The 22957-nt window shown below is 44.2% G+C and carries 21 protein-coding genes and 1 tRNA gene; 13 read left to right on the top strand and 9 right to left on the bottom strand.

What is annotated here, in order from left to right:
* The first annotated feature begins 65 nt into the window (after positions 1 to 65).
* From PHE37_RS03090 to PHE37_RS03075, 4 genes are read left to right on the top strand one after another with little or no spacing between them, the layout of a single operon-like run.
* Positions 66 to 563 carry a YajQ family cyclic di-GMP-binding protein gene (locus PHE37_RS03090; RefSeq protein WP_299994422.1) on the top strand — a complete coding sequence of 166 codons (498 nt, stop codon included), beginning with the start codon at positions 66 to 68 and terminating at the stop codon, positions 561 to 563.
* Positions 564 to 572: 9 nt separating this feature from the next.
* A complete protein-coding gene (locus tag PHE37_RS03085) occupies positions 573 to 1532 on the top strand; it encodes an HD domain-containing phosphohydrolase (protein WP_299994424.1) in 960 nt (319 codons plus the stop codon).
* Positions 1529 to 2155 (top strand): DNA-binding protein, encoded by a 627-nt coding sequence (locus PHE37_RS03080; RefSeq protein ID WP_299994425.1) that lies wholly within the window; start codon positions 1529 to 1531, stop codon positions 2153 to 2155. Before PHE37_RS03085 ends, PHE37_RS03080 begins: the two co-directional genes overlap by 4 nt.
* A 12-nt stretch (positions 2156 to 2167) precedes the next feature.
* Positions 2168 to 3157: an HD-GYP domain-containing protein gene (locus PHE37_RS03075; protein WP_299994427.1), complete on the top strand. Its 990-nt coding sequence runs from the start codon at positions 2168 to 2170 to the stop codon at positions 3155 to 3157.
* On the opposite strand, the gene PHE37_RS03070 is transcribed toward PHE37_RS03075, so the two are convergent.
* A complete protein-coding gene (locus tag PHE37_RS03070) occupies positions 3145 to 5958 on the bottom strand; it encodes a helicase-related protein (RefSeq protein WP_300008184.1) in 2814 nt (937 codons plus the stop codon). The genes PHE37_RS03075 and PHE37_RS03070 overlap by 13 nt on opposite strands.
* Positions 5959 to 6062: 104 nt before the next feature.
* Between PHE37_RS03070 and PHE37_RS03065 the strand changes: the two genes are divergently transcribed.
* The 4 genes from PHE37_RS03065 to PHE37_RS03050 are packed head-to-tail and all read left to right on the top strand — an operon-like array spanning position 6063 to position 8150.
* Positions 6063 to 6371 carry a hypothetical protein gene (locus PHE37_RS03065; RefSeq protein WP_299993822.1) on the top strand — a complete coding sequence of 103 codons (309 nt, stop codon included), beginning with the start codon at positions 6063 to 6065 and terminating at the stop codon, positions 6369 to 6371.
* Positions 6347 to 6688 (top strand): DUF309 domain-containing protein, encoded by a 342-nt coding sequence (locus PHE37_RS03060; protein ID WP_299993821.1) that lies wholly within the window; start codon positions 6347 to 6349, stop codon positions 6686 to 6688. Before PHE37_RS03065 ends, PHE37_RS03060 begins: the two co-directional genes overlap by 25 nt.
* A complete protein-coding gene (locus PHE37_RS03055) occupies positions 6673 to 7293 on the top strand; it encodes an NAD(P)H-dependent oxidoreductase (protein ID WP_299993820.1) in 621 nt (206 codons plus the stop codon). Before PHE37_RS03060 ends, PHE37_RS03055 begins: the two co-directional genes overlap by 16 nt.
* Before the next feature lie 11 nt (positions 7294 to 7304).
* On the top strand, positions 7305 to 8150 hold the full coding sequence (locus tag PHE37_RS03050) for a mechanosensitive ion channel domain-containing protein (protein WP_299993819.1): 846 nt from the start codon (positions 7305 to 7307) through the stop codon (positions 8148 to 8150).
* Here PHE37_RS03050 and PHE37_RS03045 read toward each other — a convergent pair whose 3' ends face one another.
* The 6 genes from PHE37_RS03045 to PHE37_RS03020 all read right to left on the bottom strand — a co-directional run bounded on the left by PHE37_RS03045 (position 8151) and on the right by PHE37_RS03020 (position 15667).
* Positions 8151 to 9197, bottom strand: coding sequence for an MFS transporter (locus tag PHE37_RS03045; RefSeq protein WP_366881102.1), 1047 nt, complete (start codon positions 9195 to 9197; stop codon positions 8151 to 8153).
* A 53-nt stretch (positions 9198 to 9250) separates the two neighbouring features.
* Positions 9251 to 9661, bottom strand: a complete 411-nt coding sequence (locus PHE37_RS03040) for an RDD family protein (RefSeq protein WP_300008180.1) — start codon at positions 9659 to 9661, stop codon at positions 9251 to 9253.
* Between the two features lie 369 nt (positions 9662 to 10030).
* Positions 10031 to 11992, bottom strand: a complete 1962-nt coding sequence (locus PHE37_RS03035) for a flagellar hook-basal body complex protein (protein ID WP_299993815.1) — start codon at positions 11990 to 11992, stop codon at positions 10031 to 10033.
* 57 nt (positions 11993 to 12049) lie between these two features.
* Positions 12050 to 13381 (bottom strand): flagellar hook-basal body complex protein, encoded by a 1332-nt coding sequence (locus PHE37_RS03030; protein WP_299993814.1) that lies wholly within the window; start codon positions 13379 to 13381, stop codon positions 12050 to 12052.
* A 28-nt stretch (positions 13382 to 13409) separates the two neighbouring features.
* Positions 13410 to 14087, bottom strand: coding sequence for a FlgD immunoglobulin-like domain containing protein (locus PHE37_RS03025; RefSeq protein WP_299993812.1), 678 nt, complete (start codon positions 14085 to 14087; stop codon positions 13410 to 13412).
* Between the two features lie 20 nt (positions 14088 to 14107).
* Positions 14108 to 15667, bottom strand: coding sequence for a flagellar hook-length control protein FliK (locus tag PHE37_RS03020; protein WP_299993811.1), 1560 nt, complete (start codon positions 15665 to 15667; stop codon positions 14108 to 14110).
* A 179-nt stretch (positions 15668 to 15846) separates the two neighbouring features.
* Between PHE37_RS03020 and typA the strand changes: the two genes are divergently transcribed.
* Positions 15847 to 17649 (top strand): translational GTPase TypA, encoded by a 1803-nt coding sequence (gene typA, locus PHE37_RS03015; RefSeq protein ID WP_299993810.1) that lies wholly within the window; start codon positions 15847 to 15849, stop codon positions 17647 to 17649.
* 146 nt (positions 17650 to 17795) lie between these two features.
* Here typA and PHE37_RS03010 read toward each other — a convergent pair whose 3' ends face one another.
* Positions 17796 to 19022: an NAD(P)/FAD-dependent oxidoreductase gene (locus PHE37_RS03010; RefSeq protein WP_299993809.1), complete on the bottom strand. Its 1227-nt coding sequence runs from the start codon at positions 19020 to 19022 to the stop codon at positions 17796 to 17798.
* Positions 19019 to 20119 (bottom strand): deoxyguanosinetriphosphate triphosphohydrolase, encoded by a 1101-nt coding sequence (locus tag PHE37_RS03005; protein WP_299993808.1) that lies wholly within the window; start codon positions 20117 to 20119, stop codon positions 19019 to 19021. The genes PHE37_RS03010 and PHE37_RS03005 overlap by 4 nt, the downstream gene beginning before the upstream one ends.
* Before the next feature lie 303 nt (positions 20120 to 20422).
* Between PHE37_RS03005 and PHE37_RS03000 the strand changes: the two genes are divergently transcribed.
* The 4 genes from PHE37_RS03000 (at position 20423) to PHE37_RS02985 (ending at position 22874) form a co-directional block, all read left to right on the top strand.
* Positions 20423 to 20860: a hypothetical protein gene (locus tag PHE37_RS03000; RefSeq protein WP_299993807.1), complete on the top strand. Its 438-nt coding sequence runs from the start codon at positions 20423 to 20425 to the stop codon at positions 20858 to 20860.
* Positions 20861 to 20909: 49 nt separating this feature from the next.
* Positions 20910 to 20997: transfer RNA gene (locus PHE37_RS02995), tRNA-Ser, on the top strand.
* 200 nt (positions 20998 to 21197) lie between these two features.
* Positions 21198 to 22463, top strand: coding sequence for an integrase arm-type DNA-binding domain-containing protein (locus PHE37_RS02990; protein ID WP_299993806.1), 1266 nt, complete (start codon positions 21198 to 21200; stop codon positions 22461 to 22463).
* Positions 22464 to 22874 carry a hypothetical protein gene (locus PHE37_RS02985; RefSeq protein WP_299993805.1) on the top strand — a complete coding sequence of 137 codons (411 nt, stop codon included), beginning with the start codon at positions 22464 to 22466 and terminating at the stop codon, positions 22872 to 22874.
* Positions 22875 to 22957 lie beyond the last annotated feature (83 nt).

Genomic DNA, 22957 nt, shown 5'->3' with positions numbered 1-22957 from the left:
AAAACATTAAGGTTTTAGTGTGTTATACTAACTGTTATAAAAAAAAGTTTTTTTAGGATAGTAGTATGGCATCAGAACACTCTCTCGATATCTCCGCAAAAATTGACCTGCAAGCATTCAAAGACGCGATTGCCCAAGCTGAAAAAGAGGCAATCGGCCGATACGATTTCAAGGGGATTACCTACGAAATCAACTACCGTGAAAAAGAGAAACAGCTCATTCTTCTCGCCTCCAGTGATAATAAACTCGATGCACTCAAAGATATTGTTATCGGAAAACTCATCAAACGCGGGCTCTCTTCCAAGGCACTCGAGGAATTGAAAACGGAAGATGCAAGTGGAGGAGCGCGAAAAGCGACCTATAAAATCGTTGATAGCATTGAGACGAAAGAAGCTAAAAAGATTATTGCAGAGATTAAAAATCTTAAAACAAAAGCAAGTGCCGCGATTGAGGGCGATTATATCCGCGTTAAATCCAAACAGATTGATGAACTTCAAAAGATTATGGCACATATCAAATCGCTTGAGTGGGATGCCCCTCTTGTATTTGAAAATTTCCGTTAAAGAGTTCAAATGAACAAAAAACGGTATAAAGCGATCGATAAGCGGCTCATAACAGAGGGCTCACAGATTAGTTTTAACCTTTTTTTGACCAATGAAACCAAGAGCGCGATGAGCCTTTTTCTCCAAAGCGATACGGCGGTGGATGGTAATGCCAAGGTCAAGTTACGAGAAATCGAGACGTTGTATGTCAGTGAAGAAGATGAAGAGCGTTATAACGAGTATGTTGCCATGCATCTTCAAAGTATTGCCAAAAGCAGTGATATACCTACCGAACAAAAAGCCCGTTTGGTCTATCAAAAGGCGACGGAAGCGATTGATGCGATGTTTAAAAATCCAGAATCCTTGGAAAATGTCAAAAACGCACAACCTGTGGTGAATAGTTTTATCGATATCATTTTGCACGATCACAGCGCAGTTGAATCATTGATGAAAATTACCGCACATGATTACTATACCCATACCCACTCCATTAACGTAAGCATTTATACCCTGAGTCTGGGTTCCTATCTCGGAATAGAAGGGAAAGATTTGGAAGTGCTGGGGATGGCGGCAATTTTGCACGATTTGGGTAAAAGCAAAATCGATTACGAGATTATCAATAAAAACGGCAAATTGACTGACGATGAATTCACGCAAATGAAGAAACATCCGGCATTGGGACATGAAATTGCCTTGAAGTTGGGGATTAGCGATGAGCGTATTTTAAGCGGTATTCGCCACCATCATGAAAAAATGGAGGGAGGCGGATATCCGGATAACCTAAAGGGAGATCAAATAAGCCAGTTTGCCCGTATTATCGGAGCATGCGATGTTTTTGATGCCCTTTCTACAAAACGCTCGTATAAAGATCCGATGAGTTCTTTTGAGTCTCTTCTGTTGATGAAACAGCAGATGGCAGGTCATTTGGATATGGGTATGGTAGATACGTTTATTAAAATGTTACGAAAACAAGGGCAAGGAAAATCATGAAAAAAATGACGATAGCCGATGCGGCGGAGTATTTCAAAGTTTCCAAAGAGGCGATCCATAATCGGATACGTCGCGGCAGCTTGGATTGTATTGTCGATAACGGGGTGAAATATGTTGCCGTTGAAACGGCCAAAAGTAACGCCGGAACTAACATTGTGAGTGATAGCCGTTATACGCAATACATCGAACAAGAGAATGAACGGCTTCGTGAAAAGGTGGACAGTCTCGAAAAAGAGACGAGCCGATTGCGCGATCAACGTGAACAGATGCTGATCGACGAACGGGTCAAGGTTGAGCAGATTTACAAAGAACGCGACGCACAGCTGCGCAGTGTATTGCATGTCGTCGCAACGAAATTTCTTTCCCATGTCAATACCGATACGGTCATGCAAGAGGGGATGACGGTTGATGCTATCAATGCCGATATTGTTGATTCCGAAATAGAGGAGTGGATTTCCCTCAAATCGTTTTTAAAACTCAAACGGGTTAAAGACAAAGAGAAAAAACAGATTAAACGAGGATTTGAAACCGCTTTAAAAAACGGCGACGAACGGCTTATACCCCGTGGCGATAAAATCTTTTTGAACCCTTCAAAATTTGATTATTCGGATTTGCTTGAGTAATTGTAGATTTTTATGAAACAGATTCGTATTGACAAACGGATATATGTTAAAGAATCTGTTGAGTTTGTACGAATTGAAAAATGGTTATTGGATGTTGGGGATGTACTGTCCTGCGATATCTACTGTGATATAGACCCCGAAGAGACAAAAGAACTTTTTCTTCCTAGAGAGCATCCGGTAGATCCACAGATTAAAATGCGGATCGATGAGACGGAATATTTGTATATACTTCAAGAAGACTTATCGACCTATTACCATTTTGTAGACACTATTATCCAGGCTGTGGCGCGGGATGAACACATTGCGATTACGAAAAAAGCAGCGGTTATTTATCGTCAGGCTTCCGAAATACTCGATGAAATGTTTGACAATCCTGAAGCTCTAGAAAATGTTCCTAAATCGAAAAAAGTTGTCAATAAGTTTGTCGATACGATCTTCAGTGATAGTCATGCTATTGAATCGTTGATTAAAATTACGGCATACGATTATTATACGCATACCCACTCCATTAATGTTTGTGTGTATGCCCTGAGCCTAGGGACGTATTTGAAATTATCGACGGGTGCACTCGAGGAGTTGGGCATGTCCGCATTGCTTCACGACTTGGGCAAAAGTAAGGTGAACACCGCCATTACGAATAAAAACGGCAGCCTAACCCATGATGAGTTTGAGCAGATGAAACAGCATCCTGTTTATGGATATCAAATAGCCCTTAAAATTGGAATAAGCGATACCCGAATATTGGATGGAATACGACACCATCATGAAAAGCTTGACGGTAGCGGCTATCCTGATGCGATCTCCGGAAAGAAGATTACATTATTTGCAAGAATTATCGGTGTATGCGATGTTTTTGATGCTCTATCGACGAAGCGCTCTTACAAAGATCGGTTGAAGTCGTATGATTCTCTCAAGCTGATGAAAGAGACAATGGCAGAACATCTCGATATCACGATTGTGGACGCTTTTATACGAATGCAACGGCATGATCAGCTTTTATGAAATCCCCGTCTTTTTTCCTCTTTAAAAGAACGCGGTGCCCTGTTGTTGACACCGCTTTTCGCGCGATTGAGATTGTTAAAACAACTTTGACAGATGGCAAACTCGCTGTTTGGAGCTAACGGTTTTCCGCACGTTTTACATCGCGGTACGAAATGGCTTTGCTGGAGCGAGTTTTCAATAAACCGGTTAAGCTCTCCTCTGAATGTTCGTGCTTTTTCGGCATCTACGAAATATTCTCCCATCCGATACGACAGCCACAAATATAACGATATCTCTTTGATACGGTCTTCCGCTTCTTGGAGCTCTTCCATCGAGAGGGCATAATTTCCCAAACGCTGCGGGGGAATATAGGCGATTGGTTTTTTCTGCTCCAATGCCCGTACATACCGCTCAAATGATGCCATTACCAGAGGTGATGAGGTCGACAGTGGTGCAGTCGCAAGGGTGTATTTGGTACGCATATCGAGGTCATAGTTGTCGATTATAGCGGAAGCTTCCTGCATCGATTCGAGATTTGCGGCACGAAACGGCCCTTCGAATTTCATATTCTCCACAAAAAAGTTGACGATATTGGAGAGAGATTTCTCTTCCAAAATAGTGGAGACAAGCATGATGTGATCAAAATTTGCCATGACGTTAAACGGCAGGGCTATCGGTTCGATCGGCTTGGTAAACAAGGTTGAAATGATTTTGAGTACATCGCCGGTAAGCGCTCCGACGTACCCTTTTTCACTCAATCCGTAGCGTCCGGCGCGCCCGGAAATTTGGCGGACTTCGGTCGATGTTAGATTACGCTGGTTTTGTCCGTCGAATTTATCGGCCTTGGAAAAAAGGAGTGTTTTGATGGGAAGATTGAGCCCCATACTGATCGCATCGGTAGCCACGAGGATGTCGGTCTCCCCCTCGCGGAAACGGCGTGCTTCTTCGCGGCGTACTTCAGGGCTTAGATTTCCGTAAATGACGCTTGTGCGGTACGTTTTGGAGAGCTGTTGTTTGAGCCTGAGGGCATTGGAACGGGTAAACGCGATAACGGCACTTTGAGGCTGTATTGCATCGATAGGGGTAGGTGATTTGAGTAACTCGAGAGGGTTTTTACGCTCAAACTCGATGATTTCCAACGGTTCACCCAAATATTCCGCCAAAGCGGTGATCGCTTCGCGTGCATTGGGGGAGCCGGTCATGATCACTGTTTTGGCCGGAGCACCGATAATGGCATTTGCCCATGCCCAACCGCGGTCTCGGTCATCGATCATCTGTACCTCATCGATGACACAGCAATCAACTTCTACTTCAAAATTCAGCATCTCGATCGTAGAGCTGATATGGGTGGCGTCTTCATCGAGGAGCTGTTCTTCACCTGTGATGAGCGAAGCGCTGACACCGTCATCCCGTAGACTCTCGTAACCTTCGAGTGCTAACAAACGCAACGGTGCGAGATAGTATCCCGTCCCCGCCTTTTTAAGGTGTTGAAATGCCGTATAGGTTTTACCGCTGTTAGTTGGGCCGGTATGAAAGATGAGCCGCCGACGAAGAGAACGTGCCAGCGGGAAGAGGTTTTTAAAATCACGAACCGTTCGGGCGAGAAGCGCTTGCCGCTGACGTTTGAGCAGTTCGTTCGCGATACGTTGATCAAAAGCAAAAAGGACCCGACGCGACGTTTTGGAACTGATATGCGGGGTAAGTGTCAGATACGGCAGAAGCAGCTCATACACAACATCATAAAGCACCTCGTCACTCATCTCCAAAAGTTTCGAACGGGTACGGCATTCTTCTACCAGATGCTCCAATTCCCCTAAAAAAGCTCTCTCTTCGTGGAGGCTTTGTTCTTCTACCATCGAAGTGATTGCGAGATCTTCTTCGTTCCAAATTTGACGGCTCAGCTCTGCGCCATCCAAATGAAGCGATAGGGTATATTCCAACGGCTCACTTCGATACGGAAGGATAAGCTGTTTATCAATCTCGACGATCAGGTCATCCGAATTAACCGATGTGAGGGGAATGTGTAAATAACGGGTCAAAACATCCCGTAAAATTTCGGTACTGAGTGCCCCGTAGGTTTGGACAGAAGGGGGGGCGCTTTTGAGCGTCGAAATGATTTGTTCTTTGGTGAGGTAGCGGTGGGCACTAAGATTGAGCGACGATAAAAACAGATCGGTTTGTTCTTGTTTTTGATGTGTTAGTGCTGTTTTAAGTTCGGTTATCTCGGGAACCAATGCTTCTAATGACTCTTCATGAAGCCGTTTTTCATTAAGCGGCGGAGTTTTGAGAATAAGGATTTTCGTAAAGGTATCCGTATCTATCCGATAGGTGACAGGGGCATAATATTCGAAAGAATCGTCGAAATTAAACTTTCCTTCCAGCGCTTTTTCGAGAAGTTCCCGTTTTCCGGTATAACGGATATACTCGAGTTTGGCCGCAATCTTGTCCGGCGTGATCTTGCGGGTACGGATATCGATAAAAGAGGCATGCAATTTCCGGCGTTCATCCGGAGTGATATCAAACCCCTCCAAGAGTTCATCGATTTTTTCTTCCCGCTCGTGCGGTTTTTCTTTGGGTTTCGGGTTGGGATAGACTTTTCCTTCGTTACGGAAAAAATCGACGATGAGAGCACGATTTTCGGTTTCCCCCTCCGACCATAAACGGCGGAAGCTCTTTACCAAGGTCGCTTTATCGGTTGTACCGTTAAATATTCCCAGCGTATGGGCGAGGGCGATCAGCGATTCGGTCGGAACCCTCTCTATCCCCTCGTCAAATCCTTCATCGCCGAAAAAATGGCGAATGGATTGGTTGAGTTTGATCATTTTTTTCTTTTTCTTTGCCATGACGTAAGTGTAGCCTAAAATCCTAAGGCTAACGTATTTTTTATTTTGATAAACTTTCGCAAAATAATACGTGGGATAAGCCGATGGTCGATCTGAATGTTGATGAATGGACGCAGGAAGAATTTTTACGTAATAAAAAAGAGCTCGAAGCAAACGGGGTGAAAGTTCTTTTGATCGATACAATTTTAAACCCGATCAGCGGGACGGATACGGTAACGTACAGTCCCCCTCTCTTGCGCTCGGAACCTGCGGGGAGCGTATTTGTATTTTACTGCGATACAGGGAAAGCCTCCAAAGAACGCTTAGGAGAGTTTAGAGCCAAATTTCCGGATCATGTGTGTATCAGTTTGCGTGGAGGACGGGGCTATTGGCGCAAGAATTTACGGGTATAACGCAGGCGTGTGAGGCATTTATCCGCTCTATTCAAGAAGGGCGGTATTATGACGCACATGAGGACTTAGAGTATATATGGTACGTACGCCGTTTTGAGGACAATGACGAAGTCCGGCTTTGGAAGGGATTTATCAATGCGGCGGTCAGTTTTGAGCTTATGAAACGAGGACGTCCGAAGCCATCTGAAACCGCTTGGAAGACATATCTCAAATATTCCCCTTTTTTAGAGACACTTGTTACTCCGCATAAAGAACACTACGTTAGAATAACACAAATATTAGAACGACAGCGAGGTGAATTATGTCCGAGTTTTTAGAGGCAATGGCATTCCGACATGCGTGTAAACAGTTTGATACCGAAAAACAGATCCCTTCCGAGCACTTTGAGTCTATATTGGAAGTCGCTCGTACTTCCCCCTCTTCGTTCGGAATGGAGCCGTGGCGATTGATCGTGGTTCGAAAGCCAAATCTGCGCAAAGCGCTTAAAAGTGCTTGTTGGAATCAAAACCAGATTACGGATTGTTCGGAACTGGTGATACTCACCACTGATAACGACACAGTGCGTAGCGGAACCTCCTATGTCCGTAAAATGTTTGAGCGTCGGGGACTAAGTGCTGAAGCCGTCGACACCTATATGGGCGTCTATAAAAATTATTTAGAGCCGATCGAATGCGATGAAGTGCTGCTCGAAAACTGGACGGCGAAACAGTGTTATATCGCTTTGGCAAACATGATGACCTATGCCGCGACACTGAAAATCGATAGCTGTCCGATCGAGGGCTTCGATAAGGAAGAAGTCGAAGCGATTTTGGACCTCGAATACGGCCATAGCGTAGCCGTTATCTGCGCGTTCGGATACCGGGTAAATCCGCAAAGTGAACAAAAACGGCTCGAACTGAAACAGATTGTTGAGTATCGTTAAAAAGGGAACCTATGTTACAAAAAATCGAACATGTGGAAAGCAAAGTAACCCACTATACCGATCTGGCAATGAATTATGCCACCGAATACGGGCTCAAAATTCTGGGCTCCCTTCTTATTTTCTTTATCGGAAAGTGGATTATCCGTAAACTGGTTATGCTGATGCGCAAAGGGATGGAACGTGCCAATGTCGATCCGACATTGATTTCATTTGCATACAACGCAATATATGTCGCAGCAATCGTTGTGATCCTTATAGCGGCGATCAGCAATCTGGGAGTAGAGACGACGTCGTTTGTAGCAATATTCGGAGCCGCGGGGTTGGCGATCGGATTGGCGCTCAAAGATACCCTTGCGAATGTCGGTGCGGCAGTATTGATTATCTTTTTCCGTCCGTTTAAAGTAGGGGATTTCATTGAAGTATCAAGTGTTATGGGAACGGTCAAATCGATCAATCTCTTTTCGACAACGCTTACGACGGTGGATAACCGATCCATCATTATCCCCAACGGGGCGTTGATTGCCGGGAATATTATCAACTATACGGGTAATGAAACACGTCGTATCGATATGGTATTTGACATTGATTACAAGGACGACTTAAAATTGGCCAAAGAGGTCATTATGGGTGTTCTTCTCTCAAATCCAAAAGTATTGGCTGAGCCAGCTCCAGTTGTTGCAGTGGGGGCATTAGCCCAAAATTCGGTTCAGATTTTGGCACGTCCTTGGGTTTCGGTAGAAAATTACTGGGATGGAATGTTTGAAATGACCGAAGCGGTGAAATTGGAATTTGATAAACACGGTATATCGATTCCGTTCCCACAAATGGATTTGCATCTAAAACAAAAAGAGAGTTGATTAGCGATTGCTGATTTTAAAAGCGATTGCGGCGCCCAGTGCTGCAATCGATCCTCCCACAAATAATAATGCAGGTGTATATTGATACAGTATACCTGCCCCAACAGCCCCGATAAATCCGCCTAAACCGTATGAGATCCCAAAGAAAAACTGCTGGGCGAGACGGCGTGCTTTATAGAGATGAAAGAGCATTCCGATTGCCGATGAGTGAAACAGAGCGAAGCTAAACGCATGAAGACTTTGGGCCGCAAACAAGAGAGGTGTGGATTCGGGGAAGAGGGCGACGATCAGCCAACGCAGTGCGGTGACAAACGCCGTTAGCTGGAGAAGCCGTCCCAAATTGCCGCGAAGAAGCGGTCCTTGAAAATAAAACATTGCGATTTCAGCAATAACCCCGAAACTCCATAGCCAAACGGTCGTGTCCAAAGAGACACCGTGGTCGGTCGCATAGATCGTAAAGAAGTTGTAAAACGGCCCAAAGCTCACCTGCATAAGGAAAAATCCGATCCACAAAGGGATGTGCCCGAAAATGGAGAAAGTGCATCCCTCTTCTTTGGAGGCACATTCGCCGGTAGGGGTATGTACTTGTTTTATTCCGATCAAGGCACCGAAGGAAAGGGTGAGACTTGCCATTGCAATTAAAAAATCGATCCCGATATAGGGTGCTGTCAGGAATTTAACCAACACTAATGCGACCGCAATAAAGCCGAGTGAACCAAAGAGGCGGATACGTCCGTAACGCTCTTTTCCGATATGCTCGAGGGCGATTACTTCGACATAGGGAAGGACCAGTGAAATTCCGATTCCGAACAAGATGTTAACACCTAGCAGAGGATAAAAATGGCTGAGTGCGGGGTAAAATCCCGTTGCGCCTACAAGCATCAGAGCCAGTGCCGTATAAAAAGTGTGTTGGTTCAGTCGAAATCCCCGTAAAAAAAGAAACGGCATTGCAAAACGAACCAGCGGAGCAGAAGCCAGTATTATCCCGATATGAAGCGGATCGTATCCGACCATGGCAAGGATCTTAGGGACGAAGATAACATGCACACCGATTAGGGCGAAGTAGAAAAAATAGAATGAGGCGATTAAAGCGGACACGGTTAGAAGACGCGAATAACGGCCGTGCCGCTGAGGAGATCATGGAGTGCGCGTTTGTCTTTTCGGAACAGTCCGATAAAAAAACCGACGAGGGTAATAAGAGAGATAAAATAACCGATAAAACGGAGTGTTAGTTTCCAATATGGGGCATTTTCAAGAGTCTTTGCATCGACGACGCGGATATGTGCCAGTTTTTTCCCCGGTGTTTGACCGCTTTTATGCCATAACCAAACATACGTGATAAGAAATAAAGAGATCTGCATAATCGAAGCGATAGGATTCGGCGGATTCGTATGTGCTTTCGGATCATTAACGATGACATCCAGCCCGCTGGCGGTATGCATTTGATCGTATCCGAACAGCAGCATCGCCAAAAGGGTAATCGGGAGACCGATCATAAATATATCGGTCACAAATCCCAGTGCACGAGGCCAGAAGGGAGCATATAATACTTTTTGGGATTTAGGGGCTTGTGGTTGGTGCTGTTTTTTTTTCTTTAGGGTTCGCCATCTCATCGTGATATTTTAGCTTGTTACAAATTAAAGTGCACTAGATTACTGTTTGTTTACTAATTTGTTTCATAATTCAGTTATCCCAATTGACAGCAGCAAGTCAAGGGTGTTTTCATCACTCACTCCTTAAGTTTCAAAGCCTCGACAGTTTTTAGACTGTCGGGCTTATCCTTCTTACAAATCGCTTTCTATTACTTCAAAAAATCAGCTGCCTCAACGAGGCAAGAAGCGAAGCCGAAGGAATTGTATCCCTTCAGCGTTCAGAAAAAATTAACGTTTGATGCCGAGAAGAGTTTCGAGAAGAGTATCTGCAGTAGTAATTGTTTTGGCATTTGCCTGATATCCGCGCTGGATAACGATGAGGTTTGTAAGCGACTTTGACAAATCCACATTCGATGCTTCGAGTGCGGAAGCTTGCATAAACCCACGTCCTGCAGTTGCGGCTGTTCCGATGATTGGGTCGCCGGAGTTGGCGGATTGGAGATAGACATTGCCTCCATCGCTGGTAAGACCTTCATTGTTGGCAAATTTTGCCATTCCTATTTGGGCCAAACCAAAAGATCGGCCGTTAGAGAATGACCCTACAAGGGTACCACTTTGATCGATCCGGACTCCTTGTAAATCTCCCCCTGGGAAGCCATCTTGAGAGATACCGCTAGTGCCAGATGGGTTGTCAAAACTGGTAATCCCGTCAAATCCGTTGATTGATCCGAAATTGAGGTTGATCGATTGATTCGGCTTGGAGCCATTGTTACCGGTAAAGTCGATTGCAGGGATGTTGTATCCTGCCAATCCTCCTGTCGAATTGAAGGAAATAAGGCCGGCAGGGTTGAGAATGTTTTCATAAGGAGCCTGTCCCCCTATATTGGCAGGTTTAGGAACCGTGACGGTATAGCTCCAGCTTGTCCCTGTTACCGGATTGCTCGATTCTTTACGAAAATCGATTTTTAGAGTGTGTTTACTCCCCAATGAGTCATAGACGTCAATGCTCGCAGAGTGGGTTGCTGCATTGACGGACTGTGATTGTTTAGCGGAGCTTGAACCAGCGGTAATATTTCCCGATAGGGTGAGAAATTCGGAGGTGAAAACATCATTTTTAACGGTATTGGTATCTGCGATGCCTGCAACCTGGATACTTAGATCATTAGCTCCTGCTTGATTCGAAATTTGCAGCTTTCCCTGAGGGTTAAAGTTGACGGTTGCGCCAGGTGATGTTCCAGTAACGGCTGGTGTACCATGTTCATTGAGGGCATTGGTTGTAACCCAGTCGGCAACGGCAAGCTGGAAATCTTTGGTCGTATTGAAATAATAAACATTCGCATTAGTAGAAGCGGTTCCATCACTTTTTAGTGGCGAGGTTGCTACCCCTGGTGCGCCTGTGCTCCCGACATCGGCACTGTTACTAGTATAGCGAAATTCGGCATATGTGTTACCGCCGTCAGTACTTATAAAAATACCATCTCCTCCTGTCCCTGGTCCAGTTCCTGTGGTGGCAGCAGAAGCAAGAGAGAATGCGCGGCCGCTGGCATCGAACATAATTCCCATATCCTCTGGACTTGCCGGTGCACCGTTTGTATTGACAGGATCTCCGGCAATTGCTGTAAAAGTAGGAGGTGTTGTTGCAGGTACAACAGGAATGGTAACAGGACTCGTCTCATAGGTTGGAGAATATTGGGTAATCAGGGTGCTGGCGCTCAGATTGGCTTTGACGACCACTTGTGAGCTGGCTTGAGCCGGTGTGGTAAGCCCTGGCGGGATTTGAATATTGCTGATCGGTGCTGTGGCATCGACGAGACCCGTTTTCGGGTCTCGTACCCATCCTTGAACGATAAATCCGTTATTGTCGACGAAGTTTCCAGCGGCGTCAAATTTAAAGTCACCTGAACGGGTGTACTTATACGTATTTCCCCCATCTGGAGAGACAATGAAAAATCCATCTCCTTGGATTGCGACGTCGGTATTTTTGTCAGTATTTTGGATAGAACCCTGCGACATGATCTTGGTGACAGAGTTAATGGTTGTCCCTAACCCGATTTGAACCGCATTTTTTCCGCCCAATGAACCTTGCGGGGCTGTAGCGATTTGATTGGTCTGTGCTAATAGATCCGAGAAATTGGCACGTGAATATTTAAATCCGACCGTGTTAACGTTGGCAATATTGTTGGATTCGACATCCATAGCAATCTGGTGCGATTGTAATCCGGTAACGCCGGAGTCGAGAGCCTTCATCATAATATGTCCTTTTTATCACTATAAAGTAAAAACTATAAGCAAAATATGGTCCAAAAATTATCGATGCATTTGCAATGCTTTTTGAATCATCTCATCCACGGTAGTAACAATTTTAGAGTTAGCCTGATAGGCACGCTGGGATACGATCATATCCGTCAGTCCTACGGACATATCGGAATTAGAACTCTCTAAAGAGTTACTTCTGACGGTTGCTCCAGTAATGGCATTACCGTTAGTATCGGTCCAAAAAAGAGGTTTCCCGCTATCAGAAGTTTGCGTATAATAGGTTCCGCCTTCTCGATTTAAGCCTTGATCATTTTGAAAATGGTATACCGCGACACGGCCGATAGCGCTTTGACGTCCATTGGAAAAATCGGCTATGATGACTCCATCGGCGTTGATTCCGTATTTTGTCAGTGACCCGGCGGATATACCGTCAGAGGTTGACGATCCGCTGATTCCAACACCATCAACAGCGATAACACCGCTGAATTCTGCTCCCAAATCTACGGCAACCGGTGTTCCGTTATTGTTAACTGAAGCAATATTGAAACTATCAAGAGAACCTGACGCGCCGAAAACAGCTTGACCATTTTGGGTATCGTATACCGTTTTGCCATCGGTAGACGTTACGGTTGCAACTACATCCCAAGCAACTCCAGTGGCCGGTTGAACGGCACTTTTTGTAAAGGTCAGTTTGAGTTGATTGATATCATTGTTACCGCTGATGACCTGAGCGCTGATGGTGCGCGTTGCATCGGTAATGCCCAAATTGCCAACAAACGTTGTTTTAGTCGTTGGTTGCACCGGATACGCAAGACGTGAGGGGAACTCAAGGGTCCCTTGGCTCCCTGCGGCGGAAAGAGGTGCGTCCGTGGTAGGATTGTTGAGTACATATGCCCCGGTAGAGCCGGTGGTTGTGAGATCACCGTAATCATATGTAGGACTGTAGGTAAAGTTGCTGAGCATTGTGCCCAGAACGAACTGCCCATCCGCCGTTACTAAACGGTTGATTGATGAATTGACGTCGCCGCTTGTTTTTTGATAGGTATCAAAAGAAAAACTGCCATCACGGGTAAACATTGTTTGACCTTTAGATGTGACACCAAACCATCCGTTCCCCTCAAGCGCTAGATCGTTGAATCGATCCGATGACATCATTGATCCCTGTGTAAGGTTAAAGCTTGTCGCCTGCAATTTCACCCCGTAGCCGATATCGTTGTATGTCGGGGTATTGCCTGAGACGGCTTTACTGAAAAGATCGGCAAATTCGGCTGTCGAACTTTTGTATGCAGTTGTCGACACATTTGTTAAATTATCGGAAATAACATCTAACCCGTATTGATTGGTCTGCATGCCCGATATTGCCGCATAGTATCCTTGTGTCATTTATTTTCCTTATGAACCCTGATAGAAATTAGTTATTGGTTATCTCTTTGATCGTACTAAAGTCCACATAGCTTGATCCGAGTTTCGCATACGTTTTACCACTATCAAATTTAATGGAATCAATCGGATAGAGTCCCACACGTGTAGTTGCTGAGGTTCCGTCAGCTTTAGTATAGGAAGCATCCGCATAATAAATTCCTGCATCTAATTTTGTACCGCTGTCATTTGTACCATCCCAACTGTACTGAGCAACACCAGCATTGGTAGCTCCGATCGCCATTGTTTTTAGAATCTTGCCGTTAACATCCAAAATATGTACATTTCCAGTAGTTGCATCGCTAGGAAAATACATTTGAAATTCTGTATTTGAACCATCTGTTAGTTGAATCGCATTACTTCCTGTGTCCGCAACTTTGCCAATAGCAGAAATACCGGTGAATTGTGCGGATGCGGTGAGCGCCGAAGCGAGTGTGGTTAGCGCTTTTGTTGTGTTCTCACTGGATTCTAACGTGGCAAGCTGAGACGTCTGGGTCAAAATCTTTTCCGAGTCCATCGGAGAGGTTGGGTCTTGGTATTTAAGTTCCAGCATGAGAAGCTTTAAAAAATCGTCTTTTCCTAACACGCCGTTAGGATTGACTGTGCTAGATGAGGTTGTAGTTGTGCTGCTGCTGGATGTCAGTGTGTTGCCATATGCATCGATAGCCATAATAATCTCCTTGTTTGGGTTTACGCGTAATGCGGAATAATAATTTCAAGAGCACTTAGCTGCTCACCGTTAAGCTCCATATCTTTGAGTGACTTATAGGCGCGAAATCGATTTTGCTGCTGTTGCTGATTTTGCTGCTGTTGCTGATTCTGAGCCTGCCCGTCACCTGAGGACATAAAGTTCATTGTCGTATTGGTAATTCCCTGGTTTGCCAATTGTGTTTTTAGCTCCATGGCATTGTGTGCCAAGAAAGCAACGCTATTGGTATTGTTCGACTGAATATTGACATGGACATTATTGCCGCGCTGAACGAGGGTCACTTCCACTTCACCAAGTTTTTCAGGATTGAGTTTCATTGTGAGACGGGTGAATGGCGGTTTATACTCTTGCACCGCATCTTTAAGATCGCTGGCAAAAGAGCGCATGCTTTGACTTGCCTCTTTGGATTTGACTTCGAGTGAATCGGCTTTAGGTGCCGTCATCACTTTAGGCGCTTCTCCTTCAGATTTCGAGGCATTGCTTCGATCCATTTTTGATTCTTTGAATTCATTCTCTCCCTGAAGAAGTGCGATAAGAGTATCCGTTTTGGAAGATGTTTGCGTTGAAATTTTTGTTTCCGGAGTCTTTGTATCCGATAGTTTTACTTCAGACATTTTTGCATCAGAAACTTTGATTTCGTTAATAGGCAGAGTCGTATCGGATGATTTTTCCCGTTTGTCTAAATGTTGTAATAGTGCTTTTAGCGGCTGTGTTTCAAGCTTTTCAGTAGATGCATTGGTTGAAACTGTCGTTGAAGACTGCGGTGAAAGCTCCGTTGCAGGAGAAAGTTCGGTGATCGAAGCAAATTTAGCGATGGGGGTAGGTTCACTTACGGGAGCAGTGTTTGCTTTTTGCTCTTTGGTTTTGGCGTCATTGATAAGTTGGGTTATGGACACAAACGAACTGGATTCTGCTGGCATCGTTGTGAGTTGCGTGAGAGCCTTGGCTTCAAATAGAGGCTTCGTTAGAACTTCCGGGAGCTTTGTTGGCCCGTCAGTGCGTTTTGTTAGCATGTCAGGGGCAAATGTATTTTGCTCGGCAGAAGTGTCGATAATGTTGGAAAGAGAAATCGATTGAAGGTCTAAGCCCATTTTATCGGCCAATTTGACTAATCCCATCAAGGTTTTCGGAAGCGAATTCGTGTCGTTTTGATATTCGGGGCTCTTCGCAATGATTGCATTTTTGAGATACTCTTTGGCTCGTTGTATCAGTGTACGGACTTGATCGTTCGAAAGTGTGTTGATGAGCTCTTTGGAAAAGAGAGCCGAATCTTTTTCTTCATTTCCGAGTAAGAGTGTTTGAAGTTCTTTGATCGGTGAGTTTTTAATATTGCTTGCAGTGTTGCTCACAACGGTTTTAGCCGATGTATTTTTAGGATCGATAATCGCTTTGAAATCAACGGATGGCTGTTGTGATGTACTCAGGTTTGCCAATAGCTTTGAAAACAAATCGCTTGATTTTGTTGTTGAGGATTTTGTATTTCCCCCCAATAAATCGATGAGCGAAGGTTTTGTAGCGGCTTCTTTGCTTTGGTTGATCATCGGTGATCCTTACTTGTATGCACACAGCATCCAAATGGTTAATGTATATAGACAAAGCAAAAAATATTCCACTTCGATATGTAATCGAATAGTAATAATATAATTGTGCCTTAACATTTTCTTAACCTTATGTGAGATATAATCCGCGAAAATCTTTGCCCTATTCATGAAGGACAGCAATGCAAAAAATTCGTAACATCGCCGTAATCGCGCACGTTGACCACGGTAAAACGACTCTAGTTGACGGGTTGCTTAAGCAATCCGGAACGTATGGCAGCCACGAGCAAGTCAACGAGAGAGCTATGGACTCTAACGCCCTTGAAAAAGAGCGCGGGATTACTATTCTCTCAAAAAATACCGCAGTTCGCTACGGTGAGCATAAAATCAACATCATCGACACTCCGGGCCATGCCGACTTCGGTGGAGAAGTTGAGCGTGTATTGAAAATGGTTGACGGTGCGTTGATTCTCGTCGATGCATACGAGGGTGTAATGCCTCAAACCAAATTCGTTGTTAAAAAAATGCTTGCTTTGGGGATCAAACCGATCGTTGTTATCAACAAAATCGACAAACCTTCTGCTGACCCTGAGCGTGTAGTAGATGAAGTATTCGACCTTTTCGTTGCAATGGACGCGACGGAAGATCAACTCGATTTCCCGATCGTTTATGCTGCAGCGCGTGACGGTATCGCGAAAATGGACATGTCTGAGCCGGATGGCGATTTCAAATGTCTATTTGATACGATCCTTGAAAAAGTACCTGAGCCTACCGGTGATGCTGAAAATGCTACTCAGTTGCAAGTTTTCACCCTCGACTACGATAATTACGTTGGAAAAATCGGTATCGCCCGTATTTTCAACGGACGCATTTCAAAAGGGGACAATATCCTCCTTGCAAAAGCAGACGGCGAAATGGTCAAAGGGAAAATTTCTAAATTGATCGGGTTCCTAGGACTTAACCGTATGGAGATTCAAACAGCTGAAGCGGGTGATATCGTTGCGGTTGCGGGTATCGAAACAGTAGACGTCGGTGATACTATCTGTGATCCGGCTAACCCGATGCCACTTGATCCTATGCACATCGAAGAGCCTACATTGACCGTTGTCTTCTCGGTAAATGACTCTCCGCTTGCAGGTCAAGAGGGTAAACACGTTACGTCAAACAAAATCCGTGAGCGTCTTGATGCTGAAATGAACACAAACGTTGCGATGCGTTACGAAACGATCGGTGAAGGTAAATTCCAAGTTTCAGGACGTGGTGAGCTTCAAATTACGATTCTTGCTGAAAACATGCGTCGTGAAGGTTTCGAATTCGGTATCGGCCGTCCGGAAGTTATCGTGCGTGAAATCGAAGGGGTCAAATGCGAACCGTTCGAACACCTTGTAGTCGACCTTCCTGCTGACTTTGCAGGTACGATCATCGAGCGTCTTGGCCGCCGTAAAGCGGAAATGACAGCGATGGTACCGATGGGTGAGGGCTTTACTCGCGTAGAGTTCGAAATTCCTGCACGCGGTTTGATCGGTTTCCGTGGTCAATTCTTGACCGATACCAAAGGTGAGGGTGTAATGAATCACTCATTCTTGGAATTCCGCCCTTATACCGGTTCTGTTGAGAGCCGCCAATACGGAGCGTTGATCTCTATGGAAGACGGTGTTGCGTTAGCGTACTCATTGTTCAACCTCCAAGATCGCGGTGTCCTTTTCGTAGCTCCTCAAACGAAAGTGTACAAAGGGATGATCATCGGTGAACATAGCCGTACGAATGACCTTGACGTTAACCCGATCAAAGGGAAAGCGCAATCAAACGTCCGTTCTTCAGGAGCTGACGAAGCGATTAAATTGGTTCCACCACGCGATATGAACCTTGAGCGTGCATTAGAGTGGATCGAAGATGATGAAATCCTCGAAGTAACCCCTCTCAATGTCCGTATGCGTAAAAAATGGTTGGATCCGACCGACCGTAAACGTTACGCGAAAAAATAATCACTCTCTCGTACTTTTCTTTTTCATAAGAAAAGTACCAAAAGAAAATCGTCCCAAAAACAGAACGCTTCCAACCGCTTTGGCACTGCTGCCAGCGGTTGGGCTCTAGGTGTATTTTTGGGACAAGATTTATAAATAATAATTAATCACTTCGCCATCTCTTTTCCCGCGATCATTCCGCTAGCCCACGCAAAATTAAAATTATAACCTCCGCGCTTTCCGACGATATCGAGTACTTCACCCGTGAAATAAAGACCCTCTACCAGTTTTGATTCCATCGTTTTATTATTGACCTGAGCAGTGCTGACACCGCCGCCGCTCACTTCGGCATGTTTGAACCCATGGGTATCGGTCACGTCGAATTTCCATTCTCCGATCAGGTGGGAGAGTTTTTTGATCTCTTTGGGACCCAGTGCGGATACGGTTGTCGAAAGTGCAATAGCGGCGTCTTCGAGGAGATAGGTCGCTATTTTGGCAGGGATAAGCCCGCAGAGTGCGGTGTGGACATCATGGTTCGGGACGGAAGAAAACAGCTTTTCGATAACATTCACAAGGCTCGCTCTGTCATACCGCGGCAGCAGGTTGAGGGCGATACTAACGCGTTGTTTGTGCAATAGCGCATAGGAAGCTTTCTGGCTAATATCGAGGATGGCAAGCCCTGAAATCCCGTAGGCCGCAAACAAAATATCCCCTTGGACTTTTTCCTTGGATTTACCGTCGATGATGAGCGTTACTTCGGCAGTTGTTTTAACCCCTGCCATTTTATGGTGGTTTTTGGAGTTTAGATGGAGCTGTACCAAAGAAGGGTAGGTTGGTAGAATCTCATGACCGAATTGTTTTGCAAAGCTATAGCCATCGGCAGATGCTCCCAGTTGGGGTGCAGCTTCGCTTCCTGTGGCAATTAAAACTTTGTTATAACGTTGTTTGCCCTGTTGTGTTTGAACGGTGAAATGTGTATCATCTTTTGTGATAGCGGTAACGTTGGAATCGGTGAAAATTTTAGCACCCGATTCACTCACGGCACTCTTAAGTGCGATCAAGACCGATTTGGCTTCATTCGAGAGGGGATAGCATCTGCCGTCTTCTTTTATGTCGAGAATCAGCCCTATGGAGTGGCAGAATTTTTCAAAATAGTGGAAACTCAGCTGTTTGAGAGCATAGGTGACGAAATGGGGATCATTGCCCGCATAATCTTCGTACGTGGCGGTTGTATTAATGATATTGCACCGTCCGTTACCGGAAGCCAATATTTTTTTTCCGACACCGGAATTGTGTTCGTAAACCGTAACATCCGCACCGGCGCGTGCGGCAAAGAGTGCCGCCATCAATCCGCTCGCGCCGCCTCCAATAATGGCAATTTTATTCAAATTCACCCTTCTCTTCCGTATAACTCGTTATAGAGTTCCATGGCATATCGATCCGACATACTGGCGATATAGTCGCTTATTACGCGGTGAGGGTTACGACGATCATATTGTTCAAGATAATAACGAGGAAGCATCTTCGGCTCTTCCATGAGGGCGTTAAACAATCCTTTAATGGCTTGTTTTCCGGCAAACATTTTTCGCATAATGTGTTTGTGTTGATAGAGCTCTTGATACAGAAGTTTTTTGAGTTTTTTGATCTGCGTTTCCAGCTCCGGTTCGAACCCTATAATAATCGGCTCACTTGCCGGTATAACGGAAGCTAACACTCTCGTGTTATCGATTTTGTCTTTAGAATATTCCAGAAGTGAATAAACCAGATGATTGATCAGATGGGAACTGAAGCGATAACGGAACATTTCATCTTCGTTTTCATGAATTCCTTCATCATACACTTTTTGCAACACTGTCTGGATGAGTTCGCTCGATTGCAGGGTTTCAAACGTGATGAGTCCCGAAGCGACACCGTCATCGATGTCGTGACTGATGTAGGCGATCTCGTCAGCACGGTCAACGATCATCGCTTCGATACTGGGGTGGGTGTCGAGGGCGAATGCTTCTTTTATCTCGTCCGGCAAAAACGCTTTGTTATACGGATAGGAGTGTTTTAAAATCCCCTCGAGTGTGGCATAGGTGAGATTCAGACCCAAAAAAGCTTTATACCGTTGTTCGAGTTTGGTAACAACGCGGAAACTTTGGAAGTTGTGCTCAAAACCGCTCATAAACCCTCGTTCGCGCAGACATTCATCGAGAGTATCGCCGCCGATATGCCCGAAGGGTGTATGTCCCAAATCGTGTGAAAGGGCAATACTCTCCGCCAGAGACTCTTCCAACCCCAAATGGGATGCGATTGAACGGGCTATTTGGCTCACTTCGATACTGTGTGTGAGACGGGTTCGGAAAAAATCACCTTGGGAATTCAGGAAAACCTGAGTTTTATATTCGAGACGGCGAAAACTGCCGGAATGAATTATACGGTCGCGGTCTCGGGCATAAGGGGAGCGAAAGTCGTCACTGATAGGATAAAAACGTTGGTTTGGGAGCACGGGAACCCTTTTTGTAGTGTAAAAGTATTATACAATGATTTACATCGCCCGTAAAAACGGTTATCGCTCTAAAATAAGCAGATTAAATATTTTTTTTGTCTAAAAATTGAAAATCTTTACACAAAATTAACACTTCTTTTCTACAATGGTGATTCGATTCTCCTTCGTTAGTTTGACCGAAACATGCATATGCATTGTTTCGGTTTGCTATATATTTGCTTTATTTCCTATTTCTTTTCATAATAAAACGGCATACACTGCAAAACAAGATATAATTATTTATTACGAGTTAAAGTATGAACTATGGATAAAAAAAATGACAAATGGACACAGTCGTCTTTAATTTCAGATAGTGCACGTGATAGCGCAAAGACATATCAAAGAGAAAATCTTAAAACACGTCGTAATATCGAAGAGGATTTTTTTAAAAAGTCTCTCGATTATCGTGATTTTGTTTTTTCTCCTGAGGGCTACGAAGGGATTGTTCTCACCCTTTATATCATTATAATCCCTTATTTGGCAGGGTTGTCGTTTTTGTATCTCTTTGTTGCCGAAGCCAGTTTTGAATATTTCTTACAGTTTAACTTAACCTCGTTCGCCGTTATCTGGGCCATCGGATATGAAGTATGTGCCGTCTCGATTCTTGTGTTCATTTTCTTGGCATGGCTTAAACATCTAAGCAACCGTATGAGCAAAGAGCAAGCGCGCAAGAAACCGCCAATGGGTAAATACGGATATTAATAGCCAACCCTTAAGCTAAATTCGGTACAATTTCACTCTTTCTTAAAATGGACAGCTGGCCGAGTGGTCGATGGCGCACGCCTGGAACGCGTGTGTAGGGCAACCTACCTAGAGTTCGAATCTCTAGCTGTCCGCCATTACATCAAATCAATCCCCTCTAATACAATCCAAAAAGACAAACAAAAACCCCTTAAATAGGCACTTTTGTAGCTATTTAGCCTCTAATGCCCATTTATCTAATACAACAACATACGACTTTTTAATGTACCTTTAAATGTACCTTCTTATAATGTACCTCACCAATACCTAAAAAAGGTACATTAATCAGGGGTACATTATGGCGAATAGACAGGTTACACCGCTCACCGATACGGCTATAAAGAACGCAAAACCCAAAGAAAAAGAGTACACCCTACCCGATGGAAACGGCTTACAGCTCAATATAAAGCCCGATGGGCGTAAAGTTTGGGAAATCCGTTACACCGTTGAGGGCAAAGCAAAAAAGACAACGGGAGGAGCTTACCCCGCCACATCACTTTCAAAAGCAAGAGCGAAGCGTGACGAACTCAAAGGGAAAGTAAACAACGGTATCGACCCGATTAAAGAGAAACAAGCGCAAAAAGAACAAAAGCGTATCCAAGAGGAAGAAGCCAAAGCCGAAACCGTCGTATTGTTAAACACCTTTGAAAAAGTATCACGGGATTTTATCGACAGTATCACGGGCGAACTTGTCCCCCGCTATCACTCTCTTAAACTTGCACGACTTGAAAATCATATCTTCCCCTACATAGGACAAAAGCCGATTAATGATGTAACCCGCATGATGATAATAGAGTGTTTGGATAGATTGAAGTTAGCGAACAAAACAGACACGGCATTAAGAACCCTCAATATTATTTCTCAAGTGTACCGTTACGCCGTAACCCGTGAAATCACCCCTCACAACATCACCGCCGATATTGATAAACGCTTTGTTATTGGAAAGATAGAGCGTAAGAATATGCCGACAATCACCGACCCTAAAAAGATAGGAATACTGTTAAATGCAATAGACGACTACCACGGCGAAATAATCGTTAAGAGTGCTTTACAGTTAGCTACCCTCACCGCTCAACGCCCCTATAATATCCGCTTCGCTGAATGGGACGAATTTGATTTAGAAAAAAATGAGTGGATTATCCCCGCTGAAAAGATGAAAACGAAAAAGCCCCATACCGTACCCATCACGAAACAAGTAAAAGCAGTAATAGAAGCACTACGCCCACACACTCAACACAAAAGTAAATATTTGTTTCACTCTCTCCATACTTCTATTAAACCTATCAGCGAAAATACTATGAACCAAGCACTAAGACGTTTGGGATACACCAAGGATGAAATAGTATCCCACGGGTTTAGAGCAATGTTTAGCACCATAACAAACGAGAATATAACCGTACACGGCTACCACACCGACGTAATAGAACGATGTTTGGCACACGTCGAGGGGAACAAGGTTAAAGGGGCATACAATCATGCTCAATACTCTCAAGAGCGTTTAGGGCTTATGCAATGGTGGGCGGATTATCTTGATGAGGTAAAGCTATCAAAGGAGAATCATTAAATGGCTAACGAAAGTGCATTAGGGAAAGGATTAGGAACATTACTTAAAGAAATCGAAGATGCATATGATAATGGAGCACCGTACCCTTACAAATGTAAAGAAATCACAATAGAAGAAAAAGAATTTATCCATCAATCATTAAAAACGTTATCAAAAGAAGAAAAAGATTTTGTTAATCGATATTCAGAACCATCCGAACAAAAAATCGTTGTTGAGACCTTGCTCTTTATGGGGCGTATAGAAAAACCAACTTTTAAAAAAACACATAGTCATATTAAAGTTATTTACGAAATCAGTAATGCAAAAAAAGAACATCAAGATTTCAATGCAACACAAATTATCAATTATGTTGCCGAAAAAATAAATATGACACCAAGAGCAGTTAGTAAACACTATTATAAAAGAAAATAATCTTTACACCTTTACACTTTTATAGAAGTATACAAGTATACCTCGTACATTACAATTCAACTCGTATTTACAACGTCTAAAAT

Source organism: Sulfuricurvum sp. (assembly GCF_028681615.1).
Lineage (GTDB): Bacteria > Campylobacterota > Campylobacteria > Campylobacterales > Sulfurimonadaceae > Sulfuricurvum.
Note: the sequence above shows the minus strand (reverse complement) of the source record. Positions and strands in the feature narration are given on the sequence as shown.